The 19,224-nt window shown below is 59.3% G+C and carries 21 protein-coding genes and 1 tRNA gene; 4 read left to right on the forward strand and 18 right to left on the reverse strand.

Annotated elements, in window-relative coordinates:
• Nucleotide 1: 1 nt before the first annotated feature.
• On the reverse strand, nucleotides 2-1,057 hold the full coding sequence (locus AB8B33_RS23570; RefSeq protein WP_439017054.1) for a glycoside hydrolase family 5 protein: 1,056 nt from the start codon (nucleotides 1,055-1,057) through the stop codon (nucleotides 2-4).
• Nucleotides 1,058-1,187: 130 nt separating this feature from the next.
• On the opposite strand from AB8B33_RS23570, the gene AB8B33_RS23575 reads away from it, so the two are divergent.
• Entirely contained in the window at nucleotides 1,188-2,810 is a 1,623-nt protein-coding gene (locus tag AB8B33_RS23575; RefSeq protein ID WP_439017055.1) for a GumC family protein, read from the forward strand.
• A 70-nt stretch (nucleotides 2,811-2,880) separates the two neighbouring features.
• On the forward strand, nucleotides 2,881-3,207 hold the full coding sequence (locus AB8B33_RS23580; RefSeq protein ID WP_439017056.1) for a hypothetical protein: 327 nt from the start codon (nucleotides 2,881-2,883) through the stop codon (nucleotides 3,205-3,207).
• Between the two features lie 53 nt (nucleotides 3,208-3,260).
• Here AB8B33_RS23580 and AB8B33_RS23585 read toward each other — a convergent pair whose 3' ends face one another.
• From AB8B33_RS23585 to AB8B33_RS23660, 16 genes are all read right to left on the reverse strand, one after another.
• Nucleotides 3,261-3,953: a metallophosphoesterase family protein gene (locus AB8B33_RS23585; RefSeq protein ID WP_439017057.1), complete on the reverse strand. Its 693-nt coding sequence runs from the start codon at nucleotides 3,951-3,953 to the stop codon at nucleotides 3,261-3,263.
• Nucleotides 3,950-4,927, reverse strand: coding sequence for an ATP-grasp domain-containing protein (locus tag AB8B33_RS23590; protein ID WP_439017058.1), 978 nt, complete (start codon nucleotides 4,925-4,927; stop codon nucleotides 3,950-3,952). Before AB8B33_RS23590 ends, AB8B33_RS23585 begins: the two co-directional genes overlap by 4 nt.
• Nucleotides 4,928-4,938: 11 nt before the next feature.
• Nucleotides 4,939-5,814, reverse strand: coding sequence for an NAD-dependent epimerase/dehydratase family protein (locus tag AB8B33_RS23595; protein WP_439017059.1), 876 nt, complete (start codon nucleotides 5,812-5,814; stop codon nucleotides 4,939-4,941).
• Nucleotides 5,811-6,542 (reverse strand): class I SAM-dependent methyltransferase, encoded by a 732-nt coding sequence (locus tag AB8B33_RS23600; protein WP_439017060.1) that lies wholly within the window; start codon nucleotides 6,540-6,542, stop codon nucleotides 5,811-5,813. Before AB8B33_RS23600 ends, AB8B33_RS23595 begins: the two co-directional genes overlap by 4 nt.
• 131 nt (nucleotides 6,543-6,673) lie before the next feature.
• On the reverse strand, nucleotides 6,674-7,831 hold the full coding sequence (locus AB8B33_RS23605) for a class I SAM-dependent methyltransferase (protein WP_439017061.1): 1,158 nt from the start codon (nucleotides 7,829-7,831) through the stop codon (nucleotides 6,674-6,676).
• Complete coding sequence (locus AB8B33_RS23610; protein WP_439017062.1) at nucleotides 7,828-8,685, reverse strand: phytanoyl-CoA dioxygenase family protein; 858 nt, start codon at nucleotides 8,683-8,685, stop codon at nucleotides 7,828-7,830. The genes AB8B33_RS23605 and AB8B33_RS23610 overlap by 4 nt, the downstream gene beginning before the upstream one ends.
• On the reverse strand, nucleotides 8,682-9,407 hold the full coding sequence (locus tag AB8B33_RS23615; RefSeq protein WP_439017063.1) for a WbqC family protein: 726 nt from the start codon (nucleotides 9,405-9,407) through the stop codon (nucleotides 8,682-8,684). The genes AB8B33_RS23610 and AB8B33_RS23615 overlap by 4 nt, the downstream gene beginning before the upstream one ends.
• Nucleotides 9,408-9,485: 78 nt before the next feature.
• Complete coding sequence (locus AB8B33_RS23620; RefSeq protein ID WP_439017064.1) at nucleotides 9,486-10,241, reverse strand: cephalosporin hydroxylase family protein; 756 nt, start codon at nucleotides 10,239-10,241, stop codon at nucleotides 9,486-9,488.
• Between the two features lie 31 nt (nucleotides 10,242-10,272).
• Entirely contained in the window at nucleotides 10,273-11,421 is a 1,149-nt protein-coding gene (locus AB8B33_RS23625; RefSeq protein ID WP_439017065.1) for a DegT/DnrJ/EryC1/StrS family aminotransferase, read from the reverse strand.
• A 116-nt stretch (nucleotides 11,422-11,537) separates the two neighbouring features.
• A complete protein-coding gene (locus AB8B33_RS23630) occupies nucleotides 11,538-12,782 on the reverse strand; it encodes a glycosyltransferase family 2 protein (RefSeq protein ID WP_439017066.1) in 1,245 nt (414 codons plus the stop codon).
• Nucleotides 12,779-13,321 carry a dTDP-4-dehydrorhamnose 3,5-epimerase gene (rfbC, locus tag AB8B33_RS23635; protein WP_439017067.1) on the reverse strand — a complete coding sequence of 181 codons (543 nt, stop codon included), beginning with the start codon at nucleotides 13,319-13,321 and terminating at the stop codon, nucleotides 12,779-12,781. Before rfbC ends, AB8B33_RS23630 begins: the two co-directional genes overlap by 4 nt.
• Complete coding sequence (locus AB8B33_RS23640) at nucleotides 13,318-14,553, reverse strand: methyltransferase domain-containing protein (RefSeq protein WP_439017068.1); 1,236 nt, start codon at nucleotides 14,551-14,553, stop codon at nucleotides 13,318-13,320. The genes rfbC and AB8B33_RS23640 overlap by 4 nt, the downstream gene beginning before the upstream one ends.
• Nucleotides 14,550-15,614, reverse strand: coding sequence for a CDP-glucose 4,6-dehydratase (rfbG, locus tag AB8B33_RS23645; protein ID WP_439017296.1), 1,065 nt, complete (start codon nucleotides 15,612-15,614; stop codon nucleotides 14,550-14,552). The genes AB8B33_RS23640 and rfbG overlap by 4 nt, the downstream gene beginning before the upstream one ends.
• On the reverse strand, nucleotides 15,605-16,378 hold the full coding sequence (gene rfbF, locus AB8B33_RS23650; RefSeq protein ID WP_439017069.1) for a glucose-1-phosphate cytidylyltransferase: 774 nt from the start codon (nucleotides 16,376-16,378) through the stop codon (nucleotides 15,605-15,607). The genes rfbG and rfbF overlap by 10 nt, the downstream gene beginning before the upstream one ends.
• Nucleotides 16,379-16,699: 321 nt before the next feature.
• Nucleotides 16,700-16,852: a hypothetical protein gene (locus AB8B33_RS23655; protein ID WP_162831968.1), complete on the reverse strand. Its 153-nt coding sequence runs from the start codon at nucleotides 16,850-16,852 to the stop codon at nucleotides 16,700-16,702.
• Between the two features lie 167 nt (nucleotides 16,853-17,019).
• Nucleotides 17,020-17,106 (reverse strand) — tRNA-Leu (locus AB8B33_RS23660).
• A 169-nt stretch (nucleotides 17,107-17,275) separates the two neighbouring features.
• On the opposite strand from AB8B33_RS23660, the gene AB8B33_RS23665 reads away from it, so the two are divergent.
• Nucleotides 17,276-17,683 (forward strand): BA14K family protein, encoded by a 408-nt coding sequence (locus tag AB8B33_RS23665; protein WP_439017070.1) that lies wholly within the window; start codon nucleotides 17,276-17,278, stop codon nucleotides 17,681-17,683.
• A 3-nt stretch (nucleotides 17,684-17,686) separates the two neighbouring features.
• On the opposite strand, the gene AB8B33_RS23670 is transcribed toward AB8B33_RS23665, so the two are convergent.
• Nucleotides 17,687-17,980, reverse strand: a complete 294-nt coding sequence (locus AB8B33_RS23670; RefSeq protein WP_439017071.1) for a SelT/SelW/SelH family protein — start codon at nucleotides 17,978-17,980, stop codon at nucleotides 17,687-17,689.
• Between the two features lie 185 nt (nucleotides 17,981-18,165).
• On the opposite strand from AB8B33_RS23670, the gene AB8B33_RS23675 reads away from it, so the two are divergent.
• Nucleotides 18,166-19,215: a GH25 family lysozyme gene (locus tag AB8B33_RS23675; RefSeq protein WP_439017297.1), complete on the forward strand. Its 1,050-nt coding sequence runs from the start codon at nucleotides 18,166-18,168 to the stop codon at nucleotides 19,213-19,215.
• Nucleotides 19,216-19,224: the final 9 nt, after the last annotated feature.

A 19,224-nucleotide genomic window follows, 5' to 3' on the forward strand; every position in this document is an offset into this window, starting at 1 on the left:
ATCACTTCCCCGCCGGCTTTACCGCTGCGCAGACGGGCGCATGTTTGGGTACCATTTGCTCAAGCAGCCGCATTTGCGGGCGCTCAGGCGTGTCACGCGGCTGCACGTTGAAAGGTTCGTTGGCCGGCCACCATTCGCCAGCCGCCCAGTAGGAGAAACCGATCCACGCATCGCTATTGTCGGACATGGTGGTGAACATCATCTTCAGGCCATCGAGGCAATCCGCATTTGCAGACGCGCCAAATTCACCGAGGAAGCCGCGTTTGCCGTTCTTCTTCAGCCAGGCGGTCACATTAGTGACGGCATCGGTCGCGGCCTTTGCGCCCTCGCAGGTCTCGTGCGTGCCCGAAGAATCCGCGTCGAGATACTGATGGAATTCATAGGCGTAGAAATCGAGCGGATCACGCACGCCGAGCATGACGGTTCCGTTCGCGCCGCCGATCACATCGGTTTCCCAGCTGGCAGCTCCGCTCCAGGCCGTACCGGGAACGAGGATGAGATTGCGCGCGCCAACCGCTCGAATGCCGCGGATAGCGGCGTTGGCGGCTTTCAGCCAATCGGTCGCGGGAATGTCGTGCGGCTCGTTCATCAGCCCGAAGAGCACGCCGTCCTGGTTGGCAAATTCGACGGAAAGCCGAGCCCAGAAATCGGCAAAGGCTGCGTTCGCTACGGGCGGCTTGCCGACCTGATCCTTGTCATAGTAGCCGAAATTATGCGGATCGAGCAGCACGCTCATCTTGTGCTTGCGAACCAGTGCTACCGTATCCTTCAAGCGCTGCAATTCATCATCGTCGAGCCGCGCACCAAGCGTCGGCTGCAGCCGCTCCCAGCGGAAGGGCAGGCGGATAATCGTCATGCCCTTCTTGGCGAAATAGCGGATCGTTTCTTCGGTCGGGTAGGTGTAGTTCGTGCCGTAGACGCCGCCGCGCTCGCCATATTCGGCGCCGGAGAGGTTGACGCCGTAATAGCAAAGTGGTGCGCTCGCGGCATGGGCGGTGGACGAAATGGTGATGACGGCGGCAACCAGCAGCCTGTGCAGCAGTCTTTTCCGTTTCATGGCTATCCTCGCGGGTCGCGGCAGGTCGCCACGTCGGCTTCAATGCCGTCATCTTAACGGTCCGTTAGCTAAGAATTTCTAAAGTCGCTCTGTCTCGGCCATCCTTTCCTGCCGGGCGGATGCGGTGTTTATGAATCAGTATGACGGGAACAGGGTGAGCCGCCTGCCTGCCTGGCGCAGTTATGAGTCGTCTCAGCCTGCGCCTGAAGGCACCCGTGCGCGCAGCCCTATCATCCGGCCGACCGATTTCGTTCCGCCTCCACCGGCTCCCGAGCCTGGTCCTCTTCCGGTTCGCCCTGCAGCGTCGGAAAGCCGCCCCGCTGAGCCGCCACGCCGCGATATTCCTGCCATCCCCGAACCCTCATCAGCGCCTGAACCCGTGGTCCAGCAAGCACCTGATGTCGTCGGACCATTGCTGGATATCAGATCCGCGGTTGCCGCCATCTGGAGCAGGCGCCTGATTATTGCCGGTCTTTGCCTCGTCGGTGCCGCTGCCGGCGCGGTGATCGCGCCTCGCATTCAGCAAAAATTCACTGCCGTTGCCGCCCTCTATTTCGATCCGCGTCAGATCGGACTTGCCGACAGCGGCGCGCAGACCGCGGCCCCGTCACCGGAAATGATTTCGACGCTGATCGATAGCCAGGTTCAGCTGCTGACCTCGGGCAACGTATTGCGTCGCGTAGCCGACGCCATGAAGCTCGATCAGGATCCGGAATTCACCGGCGGCAGGACGGATGGTGCCGCTATCATCGGCGCTCTTCAAAAGGCCCTGCTGATCACGCGTGAGAATAATACCTATGTGGTCTCGCTTGCCGCGACGACGCACGATCCTGAAAAATCCGCAAAGCTCGCAAACCAGGTCGTCACCTCCTTCATGCAGGAGGAAAGCAGCGCATCAACCGGCCTTTATGAGACCACCTCCTCAGCGCTCGGCGGTCGCCTCGACGATCTGCGCCAGAAGGTGCAGGAAGCGGAGCAGGCGGTCGAAACCTTCCGCGCCGACAACGACATGGCGGCGACCGAGGGCAATTTGATTTCCGACCAGCGCCTTTCGTCCCTGAATACGCTGCTCATCACCGCCCAGGAAAAGACAATTCAGGCTAAGGCCCGCGCCGATGCCGCTGCAAATCTGCGGGTCGAAGATATCGTTGCCGGCAGCCAGACGGATGGCGCCACGGGCACATCGCCGCTCGTGAGCCTGCGGCAGCAATATTCCGCCCAGGCCGCTGTCGTCGGCAGCCTGCAGAGCCAGATGGGTTCGCGTCATCCGCGCCTTCAGGCTGCGCGCTCTTCGCTCGACAGCATCGGGGTGGAAATCAGGGGCGAGTTGCAGCGGGTCGCGACCTCGGCAAGAGCCGAATACGAACAGGCCAAGAAGGCCGAAGACGATATTGCCAAGGAACTGGCCGTGCAGAAAGCCCTGCAAGCCACGACATCGGACAAGCAGGTTCAGCTGAACGAACTGCAGCGCAAGGCGACTGCCGCCCGTGAGCTTTACGAGGCCGTGCTGAAACGCTCGGGTGAGACCAGCGAAGAGCAGAACCTCAACCAGAGCAATATCCGCGTCGTCTCGCCAGCCGAAGTTCCTGTTAAGGCGGATGGGCCGAGTAAGAAAATCATCATGGTCGCAGGCGTGATCGGTGGCTTGCTTGCCGGCTTTGCTGTCGGCGCCGGTTTTGCAATCCTCGCCGGCCTCTTCTCTCACCCCGTCATCAGGAGCTATTTCCGCAAGCCTGCTCGCGCTTCCGCTTGATGGCGACTTCCAATCTTCCTACATCCTGAACACGGGTACTGAACGAAGGACGCCCGTGAAAGAGGTTGTGATGCGGTTCGTTGCGGTTCTCCTGCTGTCGCTTGTTGCCGGCGCTTCGGCTGCGCCCGCCTTTGCCATCGATTGGCAGAATTCCGGCAAGCAGGCCGCGCAACCGCTCTATCCCTACAAGGATCTTCCGGGCGTAAAGGCCCAGCCGGATAAGAAGGTGGAGGAGTCGTATGATTGCCACACCGAGACGGTGCAGATCCGCCGCCGCCATGACCAGATCTTCCGCTCGGGCGGCATGCCGACACTGATGTATGTCTGCGAACGCGACGGTGTGATTTCGATGGACAGCCGCGTGCCGCTGCGCGGCCACTACCAGCCGGTGCGGTGAAAGCCGGAGGTGGGTACTGCTGACAGCCTTAACCTGAAGCCGACTTTTAGCCGTCAGGCAGCTGCCAGGGAGATCTTGTCGATCCGGCCACCGATCTGGGCTCCGATATAGAGATTCTCGTAGCACTTTGCCGGAAAGCCGGTCTGTCGCATATGAAATGCCGTCCGGTCGATATCGTAGTCGACACGATGCAGATCGATGACATCGCCGGAAAGCGTGGCGAAGGCGGCGCGCGGGTCGCCATCGCGCGGCTGTCCGACGGCACCCGGATTGCAGAATTGCTTCCCGCCCAGTTCCAGCAACGTCTGGACATGGGTATGGCCAGCAAAGAGGATCGATGCGTCGTCCGGAATGTCGCCAGGCCCGATCTCATAGAGATATTGATCGATAGGGTCCCGCATGCCGCCGTGGTAGAAATGGATCGGACTATTGGAGATGAAACTCATCGAAGTCGCCAGCCATGTGACCTGCTCCGGCGAAATGATCGTTCTCTGATAGTCGGTGATATCCGAAACCAGCTTCGAACGCGGGCATCCCTCGCCACTGACGATATAGTGGTCGTGGTTTCCCAGAACGTTGACGATCCCGCGAGCACGCAGCAGATCGATACATTCGCCTGGCTGCGCATAATAACCCACGACATCGCCGAGCGAGATGATCCGGCGGCATCCGAGTGCATCAATGCGTTCCAGCACCGCCTCGAGGGCAGGCAGATTGCCGTGAATATCGGAAATGATTGCGATCATGTCACCACATAGTCTTCATAATATCGCCAGCCGCGACCCGAGCGGATCTCCGGTGCTGCGGGCCGTTTGCCCCAAAGAAAAAGCTCTACGGCCATGAGGGCTTCGTTGTATGCGAAGGCGGTGCGCAGGGAAGTACTGCTGGAAAACCGGGGATTGATTTCGAGAAGATAGGGGATCTCGCCATCCACGCGGAATTGATAGTTTGTCGGTCCCAATGGCTTGAAAAGGCCGGCGATCGTCTCGACCGTCTTGGCCAGAACCGGATGCTCGACGACTTCGGCATATTGGGTATTGCCGGCAACGGACAGCTTACGACGGAAGATGATCGGCGGCAGGCCGGTGCCGTCGCCGAAGCCGAAGGCGCCGACGGTAAATTCCGTGTCGTCGCTGCCGATGAATTTCTGGATGAGAAAATCGTCGGTGCTTTTCCTGCTCCAGTAGGCAAAATCATGCTCGTCCCGAAGAATGGCGATGCCGCGCGATCCGTTTCCGCGCCGGGGTTTCAGAAGTAGCGGAGGGGCGCCAAGACGATCGATCGCACCTTCCCAGTCCGCACTCAGGCAACTGGGTATGGCCGGCAGGCCGAGGCGCTGAAGCCCTTCGCCGAAATCCCATTTGTCCTGCGCAAGTTCGATCAGATCGGGATTGTTAAGGACGACCCGAGCGTTTGTCTCCTGGGTCAGGGCCCGATTTCGATTGAAGAACAGTACGTCCGACTCCAGCCCGGGGAACACGAGATCGACATTTTCCCGAATCAGAAGATTTTTCCAAAAGTCCAGATATTCGGGGCTGTCTTCGCTGCATGGTGGCTTGGCGGAGAAGTCGTCGCACCAGTATCGGCCTATACCGTTCGCATCGCGATCTACGCCGATGATCCGGATAGATAGTCCGGATTTCCGTAAGGAACTCGCGATTCCTTGCCCGATGATGGCGCCGACCGCGGTAACGACGACCGTGATAGGAGCTGTCTTCATGCCTGCTGCCGTCATGTTATATCCATAGGTCCGAAAGCCTTTGAGGTCCCCGCATCCCGTATCATGCCGACGCCGTCTTTCATTGTGATCGAGGGCAACAAGTTGAGTTGGCTGAATGCCTGTGCGCCATCGGGGAAGTTTATCCGCCGGAACGGCGCCTTTTCCGGCGCTTCGATAACATTGCCGCCGAGGCCAAACGTGTCGTAAGCGACCACCGCGATTTCATCGCAGGTCATCGCTTCCGGATGGGAAATATTCAATATGCCGGTAATCTCGATTTGGCCGGCGCGGATCATCAAATCGGCGGCATCCCTCACATGAAGGAAGTTTCGGATACCAAGCGACCGGGGCATGCGGATATTTTGGCCACGTGAGGTGTACGCGATGATCCGGCCGAACCAAGCCTGGTGGCTGCAGCAGCGTCCCTCCATATCGTAGATCTGCGGAAAACGCAGGCTGCAAAACCGAAACCCTTGTTTTTGCGCCGCCCAGGCAAGGACTTGCTCCGCGAGACCCTTGGTCAGACCATAGGATGTGAAATTGCCTGGATCCAAGTTCTCGTCGGAAGAGGCTGAGCCTGCATAAACAAGAACGCTGGCGCCGAGCTCCGTGACCAGCTGCGCGACATCGACAGCGCTGGCAGTATTGACGTCGAAATTCTGCCTGCGCCCCTTGTCACTGTCGTCGGCAAAATTTGCTGCGCAGTGAAAGACGATATCGGCGGAAAGTCCTTCCGGCATTTTGGCCCCGGAGACGCCGAGATCAAGGAAGATATCGTCTGCACTCGATCGTCCCGCGGTCAATGTCTTGATATCGAGCGCCCGCAGCCGCTCGATAATCTGGCTTCCCAGCATGGACCGCGGAGCAATGACGAGGGCTGTCGTCATGCCGCTTCGGCTTCCATCAGCAAAGCAACGCAGAGATCGGGAAATTCGATGCCGACGTGGAGCATCGCTTCGAGATTTTCCTGGAAATCCGGCAGTGTTTTGAGAACGCCGAGCGGAAGCGGCTTAAGATAGATCCCTTCCTGGTAGGTCATCGAATACCCGTGACGTTCCAACTCCTGCTGGAACGTATCGCGGCAATATTGCCGACGGTGCCCAAGTGCCAGATCGTTCGCATTCAGGCTGTAGATGTCGTCGATCTTGCCGAGTTCGACCCCGAGTCTCCGGTTCATCGACTTTGCGTTTGGAACCGCTGCAAAGAGCTTGCCGCCCGGCTTCAGGAATTTTCTGAACCGGTCAAGAACCAGGCCCGGATCCTCGACATGCTCGAGAACAAAGCCCATGACGATGACGTCGAAGCGCTCTTCCGTATCGAAGTCCTCGAAGTAGGAGAAGACAACCTCACCCGAGAAGTCAGGGCTCTTCTCATTGAAGAGATCGATGACGACCTGCGACCCTTCGATGATGACGTGGCGATCGCAGGCAGCGTTGAAGATGCCAGGCGTGTATCCATGCCCGATGCCCAATTCCAGCAGCGAGCCGCAATGGCCGAAGCGCTTGATGATCCGCTCGGGGTACCAGTTGAGGATAAGATCGTTCTCGATCGCCGTTGCACCGTTCGGACGATATTCTGACGTTACCGCATCAAGGTTTATGGCTGCTGCTGTCATTATACAAATTCCTTCGAGTCGATGGTTCCCGAATGTACCGATATGGTTCTTTCGGTTCCGCAGTTGGCGACGACGATCGTCCGGCTCATGGCCCTTTTATAAGGCCCCAGGCTTGCTGGTAGCTTCGCACGCTAGCCGTCGATCCAGACGAGGTTCAGTCCGGAGCGATGCAGACTTGGCTGCTGCGCGATGGCTGCCTTTGCTTTAAGGGGATTGAGTCCGACAAAAACCACGTCGACCTCGTCCGCGAGGGTCGCAGGCGCTATGACCGGTCTGCCGAAATGGCTGGTCCCCTGCAGGTTGGGGTTCTGGTCGAGGAAGACGCTGAGATCGACTTCGCTTTCGATCCGGCTGCAGATCCAGCTTCCATAAAAGCCGGAGCCGTAAATTGCCGCGCGGCGACCGGCAAACTCTTTCGCCGCCTCGTCGAGACGGATGGCGGCTTGTTTCCAGAAAGCACAAATCTCTCTGGCGTTCTCTGTCGCCGTAACGATCTCGTCCCTGTCCACGATCAGGCGAACAGAATCGGCTGCACGTTTCGCAACGACGAAGAATGCGCCAGGAAAAACCTCGCTGTCGATCGTATCGACGCTGAAGCCGGCAAGGCTGAAGGCCCGTTTCAGCGATGGGATGCTGAAATGGTTGAGGTGATCGGCAACCGCCATGTCGCCTGGATTGGCGGCGACATCCGGCATCGACAGCAGAAGACGTCCCTCAGGAGCAAGGAGATCATGCAGGGCCCTGAGAAAGGTGACCGGCTCGGGCACGTGTTCGATGACGAAATGGCTCATGATCGCATGGAAGCGACCAGCCCATTCGGCCGGTATCGTATAGGACGCCTGATCTTCCGGTGCGACCCATCCCTGCCAGGCGGGCTTGTAGTCGGCGCTGACGTCGAAGACGTGCGGCCGCAGATCCGGCCTTGCCTTGTGCATCTTGCGCAAGGTCGTCGATTTTGCCGCGCCGTAGTCAAGGATGGCGGCGCCCTGCGGTAGGTCGAGCAGACGCAGGCTCACGGCCGCCTGATGGTCGGTGCGGTAGATCGGCTGATCGTCTGCACCGATGGCGAAAATCTGGTCGTGATCGTCCGACTCCATCGATATCTGGTAGGACGTATCGTAGAAGGCCTGGATATCGGGCAGATCGCCGGATTGCGCATGCCCGCATTCATCGCAAACGAAGGCGAGCGTCGGAATATCGACGAACGCCATGGTCGTTGTGAGCGCCGGCGCCGAAGCCTCGTATGCGGCTTCGGCGATATGCGACCCGCAGACGCGGCACGCTGTCATATGGTGTTCTCCCCATCGGTCACCAGTTCCGGCAGGATCTTGCTGAAATCAACGCCGGCGGCGAAGGAGCCGCACCAGCCGATGCGAACGCCGAGCGGTTCGGCAAAATTGAAATACCGGAACTGAATGCTCCACCGCGGTGTCTTCGAAACGTTATGGCCGCCCTGATGCATTGTCAGGAAGTCCATCAGAATGAGGTCACCCGGTTTGGGGAGTGGCGCGACGACGTCATATTTCGCCAACCGTTCGTCGACGCGATCCATGAACAGTGCGTAGGCGCCCGTCTTTCCAAGACCTGCGCTATCGCGATAGACCGGGATCAGGCCCTCGGCATGGGAGCCTTCGGCGATCTGCACCGGACCCATTTCAGGGGTGACCGGTAGTAGCGGCGTCCAGAAGACGATACCATCAAGGCTTCTCAACTGGCCCGGAAATTCCTGGTGCCATTGCGCGCGGAATTTCTCTTCTCCAGGATTGTCGATACGGATGCCGTAACCGCCGGCAGCGATGCCCGGCACGGACCCGGGTCGCAGATCTTCGAATATCGTAGCATTCTTCGCTTTGGTCACGAGCTGCATGAAGGCGGGGATCTGCTTCACCGCATCATAGACTTCGCCGCCCCACGAACGGTTCTGGGCGATCAGCTTCGGATAGGCGATCGTCATGGCCTCATGCGTGGTTTCGGTCGGGGCGTCGACGCCGTACTTCCTGCAGATGGCTTCGACGATCTTGCGAATACCTTCCTGGATAGGCGCGATGTCGGTCGCCGGATCGTAGAAACCGCGGATGACGAGGTAGCCTTTGCTGTCGAATTCAGCGCGCAGGCTGTCGGTGAACGTTATTGCGTCGGTCATGATGTTACCGTTTCCTCCTTCAGGAAGTCTTGCCACGCCACGGTGGTCGGGATGAGACAGTGACGTGCCTCCGGACCCATTCGGGCGATTAGGTCGAGTACAGAAACATAGGGAGTGAAAGAGCCTGCCGGTTGCGGCCAAGGGGTGCGGCTGTAGTCCATGTAGTCCACCTGCACGCCAGCTCGTTCGAAAGCCTTGTGATCCATATAATTCGCCGCGCCATGGCCCGTGAGATAACGGTTGCCTCCAGCCTTCAGAACGATGTCGAGCACGCGCTGCCAGGAAGTGCCCTCGACACCCATATCGCTGGTTTTCCCGATTGTCCGGTTCGCACCGACGCTGAGATAGCGGGCTGGCTCCTCGATGCTGGCGATCAGCAGCTCCACCAGGGAGGAATGGCTGTAAACGCTATCAAAGATCGAAAGAGCATCGTCTATGAAGGGCGCACCAAGCAGCGACTGGCGCAGCAGGGCGCGATGGCTCGCCTTCCAGTCCTCGCCTGCCGCAGCAAGCTCTGAAATCTTCTGGAAGCTGCCCTTGCCGGCAAGCGGAATCGTCATCCAGCAGCGGTCGTTACCACGTAGAAGCTGGATGCGGTTGGTGAAGCTGCCTTTCGAAAACTGCGTATCGTCGAGATAGATATAGCTATCGGCGATCATGAGCTGTTCGAAGAAGCCCGGCCAGGGAAACAGCATGGGTTGCGTAATGACGACGGCAGTCATGTCACACCTTCTCCAGTCGCTGCTCGGATGGCATCACGTCGCGCGTCATGCCGCCGGCCACATGCCGATGGCCCTCCGTCATTTGCCGATGCATTTGAGATATCCTCCCGGCGAGCTGGAAAGCACCAGCTTGCCGTTTAGCGCTTCGTCGGTCTCGAAACGATCGGTCTCCTCGAGATACATGTTGAGCGCCGTGTAGGGCTCGTCACCGGGATGCCAGATTTTCGAGCGCCTGTTCGGGGTCAGAGCCGTATCTTTTCCGTAGCCGAGCAGAGTATCGGCAACGACGATATACTGGCCCTCGGTGACCAGCGGGCCGTAGCAGCGCAGCTCGTCGAGAACGTGGTCGCGGCTGTGGTCGCTGTCGAGTACGACCATGACTGAAGCGCCTGCCGGAATTTCCGCTTTGACCCTGGCAAGCGTCTCGGCTGTCGTCGAGGGGCCTTCTATGAGGGTGATCAACGGCGAAAGCGGATGTTTTTCGATGGAATCGCGGTTGTGGGCGCGGATATCGATGTCGACGCCGATCACCTTGCCCTTGCCGATCACCTTCAGCAACGAAGCCATGAAGATCATCGAGCCGCCGCGCGCCACACCCGTTTCGATGATGACGTCGGGCTTGGTGTTCCAGATCACTTCCTGGGTGGCAATCACGTCGGCTGGCATCTGAATGATCGGCACACCCATCCAGGACCAGAGGTAGGCGTAGTCATACTTGTCGAGCGCTACCAGCGTGTTCAGCGAATGCTGAAAGGCTTCCTCGTCCTTGCCGAGAGCAAGCGACATTTCGCGCTTATGGGCTTCGAATTCGAGGCGATCGTCCTTGGTGGTCATAACTCTTTGAAACCTTCTGTATATTCTGCGCTCAGGCCGATTGACGGAGGTGAACGGCGCCATTGTCTTGATGGCTGCGGACGACCGAGATCAGTGTTTCCGCCACGCGGTCGATATCGGCCTCGCTCATGTCGTGATAGCTCGGCAGGTTGATCGCCCGCTCCGGAATGCTCCAGGCGTTGATGTTGGCCTGCTTTTCCGCAAACATCGAAAGGCTGGAAAGCGGGTGGAAGAAGACGCGCGCATCGATATTGGCGGCTTCGAAGGCCTGCTGCAGCACTTCGCGGGTGATGCCGGTGGCGGGATGGAAGACGGCTGTCGGCATCCAGGCGCCGTTGATCGTGCCGGTATATTCCGGGTTCATGCTGATGCCGTTCAGGGTCGAGAGCCGCACCATATAGGCTGCCAGGATCTCCCGCTTGCGGGAGACGAGCTCCTCGATGCGCTCCAGCTGGGCGCAGCCGAGCGCCGCCTGGATGTTCGACATCTTGTATTTGAAGCCGATTGCGTCCGGCCAGAACTGCTTCCTCTGTCTGCGAGCGCGGCCGTGATTGCTGAGCGTCAGCACCTTTTCATAGAGATCGGCGTCGCTCGTCACGAACATGCCGCCTTCGCCCGTCGTCAGCGTCTTGGTGCCGTGGAAGGAGAAGGTGCCGAAGACGCCCATGGAGCCGGCACGCCGGCCATGCCAGACCGAGCCGATCGCCTCCGCCGCATCTTCAATAACAGGGATGCCGGTGCGGCGGCTGATGTCGAGCAGCGCATCCATGTCGCAGAGATTGCCGTAGATATGGGTTGCGATGATGGCGCGTGTGCGCGGCGTAATCTGGCGCTCGACCTCCGCCGGGTCGATGCACCAGGTATCGGGAAGCACGTCGACGAACACGGGCTCGGCGCCCAGATGCTTGATCGGTGCAACGGTTGCGATCCAGTTCGTGTCGGCCAGGATCACCTCATCGCCGGCACCGATGCCAAGCGCGGCAAGACCCATATGCATGGCGCCGGTGCAGCTCGACGTCGCAATCGCGTGGCCGGTGCCGAGATAGGCGGCAAATTCCTTCTCGAAGCGGATGATATAGTCGTAGCAGCGCGCACCCCAGCCGTTCGCAGCAGCATCGGCTGCATAGCTCGTTTCAAGCTCGGTGATCGACGGTTTGGTGTAGAATATCCTGTTGGTCATGCCTTAATTCTTTGTGATGGGGCTGGGACTCACGCAATCGGGGCACACTGAACTCTGTAAAAACTAGGGGGTGAAACTGGCGCGAGGCTTTGCAGCGTCGGACGCAATTTCAGGCATCAGACGAGCACGTGCTGCGTCAGGTCGGTTTCGATGAAGATAAGGTTCGGCTTGTAGCCGAGCTTTAGGAAGTTCTCGCGCCGCGGCATGTCGGCGGCAAAGATCGCCGTCTTCTCCAGAAGAGCCGGATCGTGCGTCTGCGGGTCGGCGACGATTTCGATCTCCGGCAGCAGGCCGATGTCGCGCAGCATCTCGCCGATCGATTTCGGATCGGCCATGCCGCTGAGAATCAACCTGTTGATACCGGCGGTCGCGTTGACCTGATAGGTGAGCGTCTGGATCGCCACTGCCATCGGGAAGCTGTGACGAAGCTGGGCGACTTCCGGATGTTCGCCGAGCCCGCCGAGCGCCATGCGGGTATAAAGCTCGTAGGCCTTGATGAAGTCCTTGCGCGCTACCCAGAAACGGACGGCAACCGACATGCGGTTCAGCGTGAAGATCTTGCACATCTCGTCGTAGATGGTGCGCGCCTCGCGGCTGGTATTCAGCTTGCCGCGCTTGGCGGCGATATAAAGGAAGTATTCGAGACCGCCACGATACTTGTCCCAGGCGGTCATCACGTCGTCATTGCCGGCCTGCTGGCGTGCCGGCGCGATCTTGGAAACCGCTACCGAGCGATAGAAGGGCTGCTTGAGGAAAGTGACGGCACCCTGATCGACGAAATGGGCGAGATAGGAAAAAGCCCAGAAGCAGAAATCGCGTGGCACCCAGGCGGAGCGCAGGGCAGAGGAGCGATAGATGCCGATCTCAGGAAAGATGTGTCCGTTAAAGATGAACTGGAAGAGCTCTATGAAATTCTGCTGCGGAAACTTGGTGTTCTCGGCGATCTCATAGAATTGCGAGAGGTCCCGATCGTGGACTTCATCATAGAGATACCAGGGCGCCTGGCACGCGACGACATCCGGATTGGCGTCCAGATAGGTCATTGCAGCTTCAACGCCGGCAGGCACCAGGAAGTCGTCATCAGCGAGGTAGATCGAATATTCGCCGACCGCGTGGTGGAAGGCGCAGGCAAGGTTCGGGCCTGACCCGCCGTTGACGGCGCGGCGGTGATAATGAATAGGCAACCCCTTGGCGATGAATTCCTCGACAACCTGTGTCGTGTTGTCGGTAGAGGCGTTGTCGGAAATGACAATCTCGTAGGGGAAGCTGAAATTGTAGCTCTCGCAATGCTCCAGTGCGTTTCTGAGATAAGCCTCGCGATTGTAGGTCGGGATGCAGATGCTGAGTTTGATACCGCTCAAAGGCTCGTCTCCTGGCTGTAGCTTTCAAGCGCGGCGTCGCGCTCGCTGATGACGCTCGGCATAAACGGCCAGGCGATGGAAAAGGCGGGATCGTCCCAGCGGACGCCGCGGGCAAGCTCCGGCACATAGACTTCCGACATCTGGTAGAAGAGCTCGCAATCATCCTCGAGCGTCAGGAAGCCGTGTGCACAGCCGGCAGGTATATAGAAGGCGTTGTAGCTGTTGGCATCGAGTTCGACCGAGGCCCATTTCAGATAGGTCGGCGAATCCCGTCGCAGATCAAGCGCCACATCGAAGACCCTGCCGCGTGTGGCGCGCACCAGCTTGATCTCCGGTCGCGGCTCGGCCTGATAGTGCATGCCGCGCAAGGTACCCCGCTTGTGGTTCTGCGAGACGTTGCACTGCGGGTAGACAGGCACGAGACCGTGGTCCGCGAAGCTCTTGGCGTCGAAGGTCCGCGCGAACAATCCGCGCTCGTCGGAGCGCCCGTCGACCTCTACGATAAAAGCACCCGAAACCGCGGTCGGAATGAATTTCATCCGATCACCGTCAGTTCAGGCACGGCGACGGCGAAGCGTCCGCCCCAGGCGTCGACCCTGCTGTTGGCCGCAACGACTTCGTTCTTGATGTTCCAAGGCAGGATCAGAATGTAGTCCGGCCGTGTCTCGTCCATCTTCTCCGGCGCATAGATCGGCAGCTTGCTGCCCGGCAGGAAATGCCCCTGCTTATGCGGGTTACGGTCGACCACGTAGTCGATGAGGTCGGTGCCGACGCCGCAGAAGTTCAGGAGCGTATTGCCCTTGGCAGCAGCACCATAGGCAGCGACCGTCTTGCCGTTACGCTTGGCTTCGTTGAGGAAGGCGAGCAGCCCGTCCTTGATTGGCGCGACGCGGCTCTGGAAGGCCTCGTAGGTTTCGACCTTGTCGAAGCCGGCAGCCGCCTCATCTGCGCGCACCTTGGCGACGCCGGGGCCGGTCGGATGAGCGGTAGAGGCCGCCCTGCAGGCAAGCACGCGAAGGCTGCCGCCATGCGTTGGCAGTTCTTCCACGTCGAACACTTTCAGGCCGTGCGCCGCGAAGACCTTTTCGACTGCCAGCAGCGACAGATAATAGAAATGCTCGTGATAGACGGTGTCGAACTGGATGTTTTCCATTAGCCGCAGTAGATGCGGGAATTCGACGCTGACGACGCCATCAGCCTTCAGCACGCCCGAGAGCCCGCCGACGAAATCGTTGATATCGGGGACATGCGCCAGCACGTTGTTGCCGATGACGATGTCGGCAGCAAGGCCGCGGGAGACGAGATCGGCAGCCGTTTCCTTACCGAAGAAGCGAGCTTCCGTTGGCACGCCGACCTGCCGGGCGACCTCAGCAACGTTCTCGGCCGGCTCGATCCCGAGCACGGGCACACCGGCCTCGACGAAGTGCTTCAACAGATAGCCGTCATTGCTCGCCACTTCGATGACCTGCGATTTGTCGTCGAGGCCGAAGCGTTTGCGGGCCATGATGGTGAACTGACGGGCATGCTCCACCCAGCTATCGCTATAGGAAGAGAAATAGGCGTAATGGCTGAAAATGTCTTCCGGCGGGACGAAAGCATCGGCCTGCACCAGCCAGCATTCGGAGCAGACGAAGGCGCGCAGCGGATAGGACGGTTCCGGCTGCTTGAGCTGCTCTTCCGTCAGATATGCGTTGGCAAGCGGCGTCGAACCCAGATCGACGAAACGATGTTTCAAGGGAGCGCCGCAGAACCGGCAATTATGCGCTGTCATGATATTGCTTCCTCATAGGCTGCGATCTGGCTCAGCGAGAAGGCTCGCATGTCCGCTCCTTCGCGGTTGGCCTTGTACCAGGCGGCTGTCCAGTCGATTGTCTGCTGTAGCGTCAGGCGTGGACGCCAGCCGATGGCGGAAAGCGCCAAGGCCGAGCTCAGCGTAAGGGCCGGCGCTTCCGGCAGATGCGTTCCGGGTGCGAGCTTCCAGACATCGTTGACCCCATGGGCAAGGCCGAGCGCCTCGGCAAGTTCGGCAACGGTTGCGAAACTCTGCGGATCCGGACCGAAATTGAGCGCCTCGGGCAGCTTTTTCTCATCCGCAAACGTCAGCACTTCAGCGAACGCTAGATAACCGCCGAGTGGCTCCAGCACATGCTGCCAGGGACGGATCGCCTCGGGATACCGAAGCAGGATCGGCTGGCTACTTTCAAAAGCACGGATGAAATCCGGGATCAGACGATCCTTGGACCAGTCGCCACCGCCGATTACATTCCCGGCGCGCGCGGTCGCGACGCGGATGTCGCGCCCCTTGAAGAAGCTGTCGCGATAGCTCTGGACGACGAGTTCGGTGCAGGCCTTGGAATTGGAATAAGGGTCCTTGCCGCCGAGCGTATCGCTTTCGATAAAGGGAACGCCGCTGCCATTATTGGCATAGACCTTGTCGGAGGTGACGACGAGAACCGTCCTGACCGAGGGCGTATCGCGGACTGCATCGAGAACGTTCGCGGTACCCATCACATTGGTTGCGAAGGTCTCGGCCGGATTTTCATAGGAGCGCCGGACCAGCGCCTGTGCTGCCATGTGGATGACGATTTCGGGCTCGAATTCGATGAGGCGCTGCTTGAAAGCCGCCGCATCCCTGATGTCGGCGATGTGGTGGCCCTGCCCGTTCCAGGGCGAAAGCCGCGCATAAAGAGAGGGACTGGTCTCGGGTTCGAGCGAGACCGCCGCCACTTCCGCACCGAGCTTTTCCAGCCACAGCGAAAGCCAGGATCCTTTGAACCCGGTGTGTCCCGTCAGGAACACGCGCCTGCCATTCCAGAAATCCGTCAGGCCCATATCTTCCACGGTGCCTTTCCGGAACTCCAGAGCTCCTCGAGCTGGTTGCGTTCGCGCAGCGTATCCATTGGCTGCCAGAAGCCGTCGTGACGGAAGGCTGCCAGCTGCTTGTTGGCCGTCAGCCACTGCATCGGACCGGCTTCCCAGATCGTGTCGTCGCCTTCGATAAGGTCGATGACGGAAGGATGCAGCACGAAGAAGCCGCCATTGATGCGCTGGCCGTCGCCCTTCGGCTTTTCGATGAAGGCGGTCACGACATCGTTCTCGATATTCGTCGCGCCGAAGCGGCCCGGGGGCGTCACCGCACACATCGTCGCCTTCAAGCCGTGGCTGCGGTGGAAGGCGATCTCCGAGCTGATATCGATATCGGCAACGCCGTCGCCATAGGTCAAACAGAAGGGCTCGTCCGGGTTCAGGTGGTCGCGGATGCGCCGGATACGGCCGCCCGTCATGGAGTTCATGCCGGTATCGACGATGGTCACCTTCCAGCTGGGCTTTGAGCCCTTGTGATATTCGATCGCGTTGGTGGCCAGGTCGACGGTGATGTCGCTGTGATGCAGGAACAGATTTACGAAATATTCCTTGAGCATATAGCCCTTGTATCCGGCGCAGATGATGAAATCACTCAGGCCGTGATGGGCATAGATGTTCATGATGTGCCAGAGAATCGGCTTTTCTCCGATCTCGACCAGAGGCTTAGGTCGCACGCTGGTCTCTTCGGCGAGGCGCGAACCCAGACCACCTGCCAGAATTACGACTTTCATCCCAGGCGAACTCCAAAGTGTCTGATAATATTCATTGCCGCCGGTATGCGCCTGGCGAATATGTCCGGTATGCGGGCAACGATCTCGACTGAGCGCAACGGCAGTAACTTCATCGTGATGCCGGTATCCGATTTCGTTCTTGTGCGAGGCTTGCCTTAGCCAGCGCGAAAATAACCAACAACCGGGCGGTTTCCGTCCGCCCGGCTGAGTGGTTTCCCGATAGTCTCTTGGAATTATTTGCTATTTTGCAACGCTCTGCGTCGACGCTGCATGCCTATGATTTTTGAGGGGTAAGAAAGCGCTCTGCTCGGAACGAGGCGCTTAAAGAATCCGGTCGATCTTATGCTGGATGTGCAGATTGGGCATCAAACCAGCCGTATGCGCGGCGCGATAAGCATTGCGCGCAGCATCGAACGTCACGCCCCACATGATGGCGCTGAGAAGAAACGCGATGATGTAAACTTGAATGCGCATGATTCCATCAAAATGCGGCATATCGGCATTTATGTGGCAGTGCCAAGCGTCGCTCGAGATCAAATTATTGTCGGTGAATAAAGACGCAGAAAACGACCACCACAACGGTGGGCACAGATAACAGGAAGAACCTGTATCTGTTTGATCTCATTAAGGATCAATGGGAATGGTGCCCAGAAGAGGACTCGAACCTCCACACCCTTTCGGGTACCAGCACCTGAAGCTGGCGCGTCTACCAATTCCGCCATCTGGGCGACGGAGAGCCATGTACGGGGGTGGCTCTTTGCTGTCAACAGGGTTTTTGAAGTTTTCCTGACAGTCTGTGAAAAAGCTTCACGAAGTCGTGGTCGCACCCCAGGGGGCAGTGGATGGCGTGGCCTGTTTCTCCACCCTATATAAAAGGACATTGGAAAGGAACGCGCCATGTTCGACCTTCGCCCCGCTCTTCTTGCCGGTTTGCTTGCCGCAGTGCCGTTGGGCGGGGCCAATGCCGCCTCGCCGTCGCTTGGGCCTATCAATACGCAGTCGACGATCTGCGATTATCGTGGCTGCTTCGGCTTCGGTCCGCAGCAGTGGCATCGCCCAGCCTACGTGCAGCCGAACTATCGCCCGCCGAATGCCGCCGGTCCAAAATATTACCAGCCGCCCGGACAATTGCCGCCGCGGCTGACCTACGATCCGCCGCAGGCACCACGCGTGCAGCCTTCGGCAGATAATCAGGCCCGCCATCAGCAATGGTGCCGGAACGAATACCGGTCCTACAATCCGCGCACCGATCGCTTCCTGACCTATGAAGGCATCTACAAGACCTGCAACTCGCCCTATAATTGAGCGTCAGCTCTCCAGCGAAGCGCGGTCGGTATGGCCGAGGTCGCGGTCGGGCTCGATGATGTCGCGCACGCGCTGCTTGAGTTCCTTCGGCCCCGGAAAACCGCCGTCGCGCTTGCGCTCCCAGATCAGATCGCCGTTGACGCGGATTTCGAAATTGCCGCCGGTGCCGGGAATGAGCGCCACCTCGCCAAGGCTGTCCGCAAAAGTCTGCAGCAGTTCCTGCGCCATCCAAGCGGCGCGTAGCAGCCAGTTGCACTGGGTGCAGTAGAGGATCGTCACACGGGCTTTCTCGGTCATGGGAATCTCCTTTTATCTGAGGGATCTAGACGCTCGCAAAAGGCGCTGCAATGTGCCCGCTGCCGAATCAGCGGACCGAAAGTTCGGATTCAGTCTTTTTTGATAATTTTCCGTTAGCTATTCCGGATTGGTGTCTTCGCAGAATGGCTGAAGCGCCCTGGTTCTTGTTTTGCGTAACGGTGCTCATGCGTTCCACGGCTATCCCAGCGATCCTCGTTGCCTGCCTCGCTCTGGCGGGCTGCTCGTCGGCTTCCGGTCCGGAAAGTCTTTCAGCAGGCGTCACTTCGAAGCCTTCGAAGGAAATCACGGCTTCCGTTACCCCGCCGCCGGCACCTGTGCCGCAGGCAACACTCGCTGCAACTGAAACGGACGATGCAATGCCGCAGGCAAGCCTCGCCTGGGAAGCGCCCGTGCCAGAGTCCCGCGCCTTCTCGGCAGTGACGCCTTCAGCCACATCGCAGCCCGGAATGCCGGTTCCGAGCGAACGCCCTGTCGAATTCGCCATGGCGGCCTCACCCGCCATCGAGCCGCCGACCCGCGGCCGTTCGCGCGTTTACGGCTATGGTTTCCGCGATGCCAAGCCGATCAATTTCGGCAAGATCTCTCCGCGCAAGCTCGCCGTCCACGGCGTCGATGTCTCGCGCTGGCAGGGCGATATCGACTGGGAAACGCTCAGAACCCGCGGCGCCAACTTCGCCTTCATCAAGGCGACGGATGGCGGCGATCACCTTGACCCGATGTTCAAGACCAACTGGCGGCGCGCCAAGGAAGCCGGCATCAAGCGCGGCGCCTATCACTTCTTCTACTGGTGCCGCACGGCCGGTGAACAGGCTGACTGGTTCATCCGCAACGTCCCGCGCGATCCGGATGCGCTGCCGCCAGTCATCGACGTGGAGTGGAACGGCGAATCGAGTTGCAAGGTGAAGCTTTCGCGCGCCCGCGTCCTGGAAAAGATGCAGGTCTTCATGGAAAAGATCGAGCGCCATTACGGCAAGCGCCCGATCATCTATACGGCCCCGGATTTCTACGCCGACAATCTCGAAGGCGCCTTCCAGAACTATCATTTCTGGCTGCGCGCAGTCGCCGAGCATCCTTCGAAGGTCTATCCGAACCGTAAATGGCTCTTCTGGCAATATTCCGGTTCGGGCCTGTCACACGGCGTCGAAGGCCGCATCGATCTCAATGTCTTCCGCGGCAGCGAGGAAGAATGGCATCGCTGGGTGGCCGGGCTTTAAAACGCAAAA

This window comes from Rhizobium sp. 768_B6_N1_8 (assembly GCF_051811225.1).
In the GTDB taxonomy this organism is placed as follows: domain Bacteria; phylum Pseudomonadota; class Alphaproteobacteria; order Rhizobiales; family Rhizobiaceae; genus Rhizobium.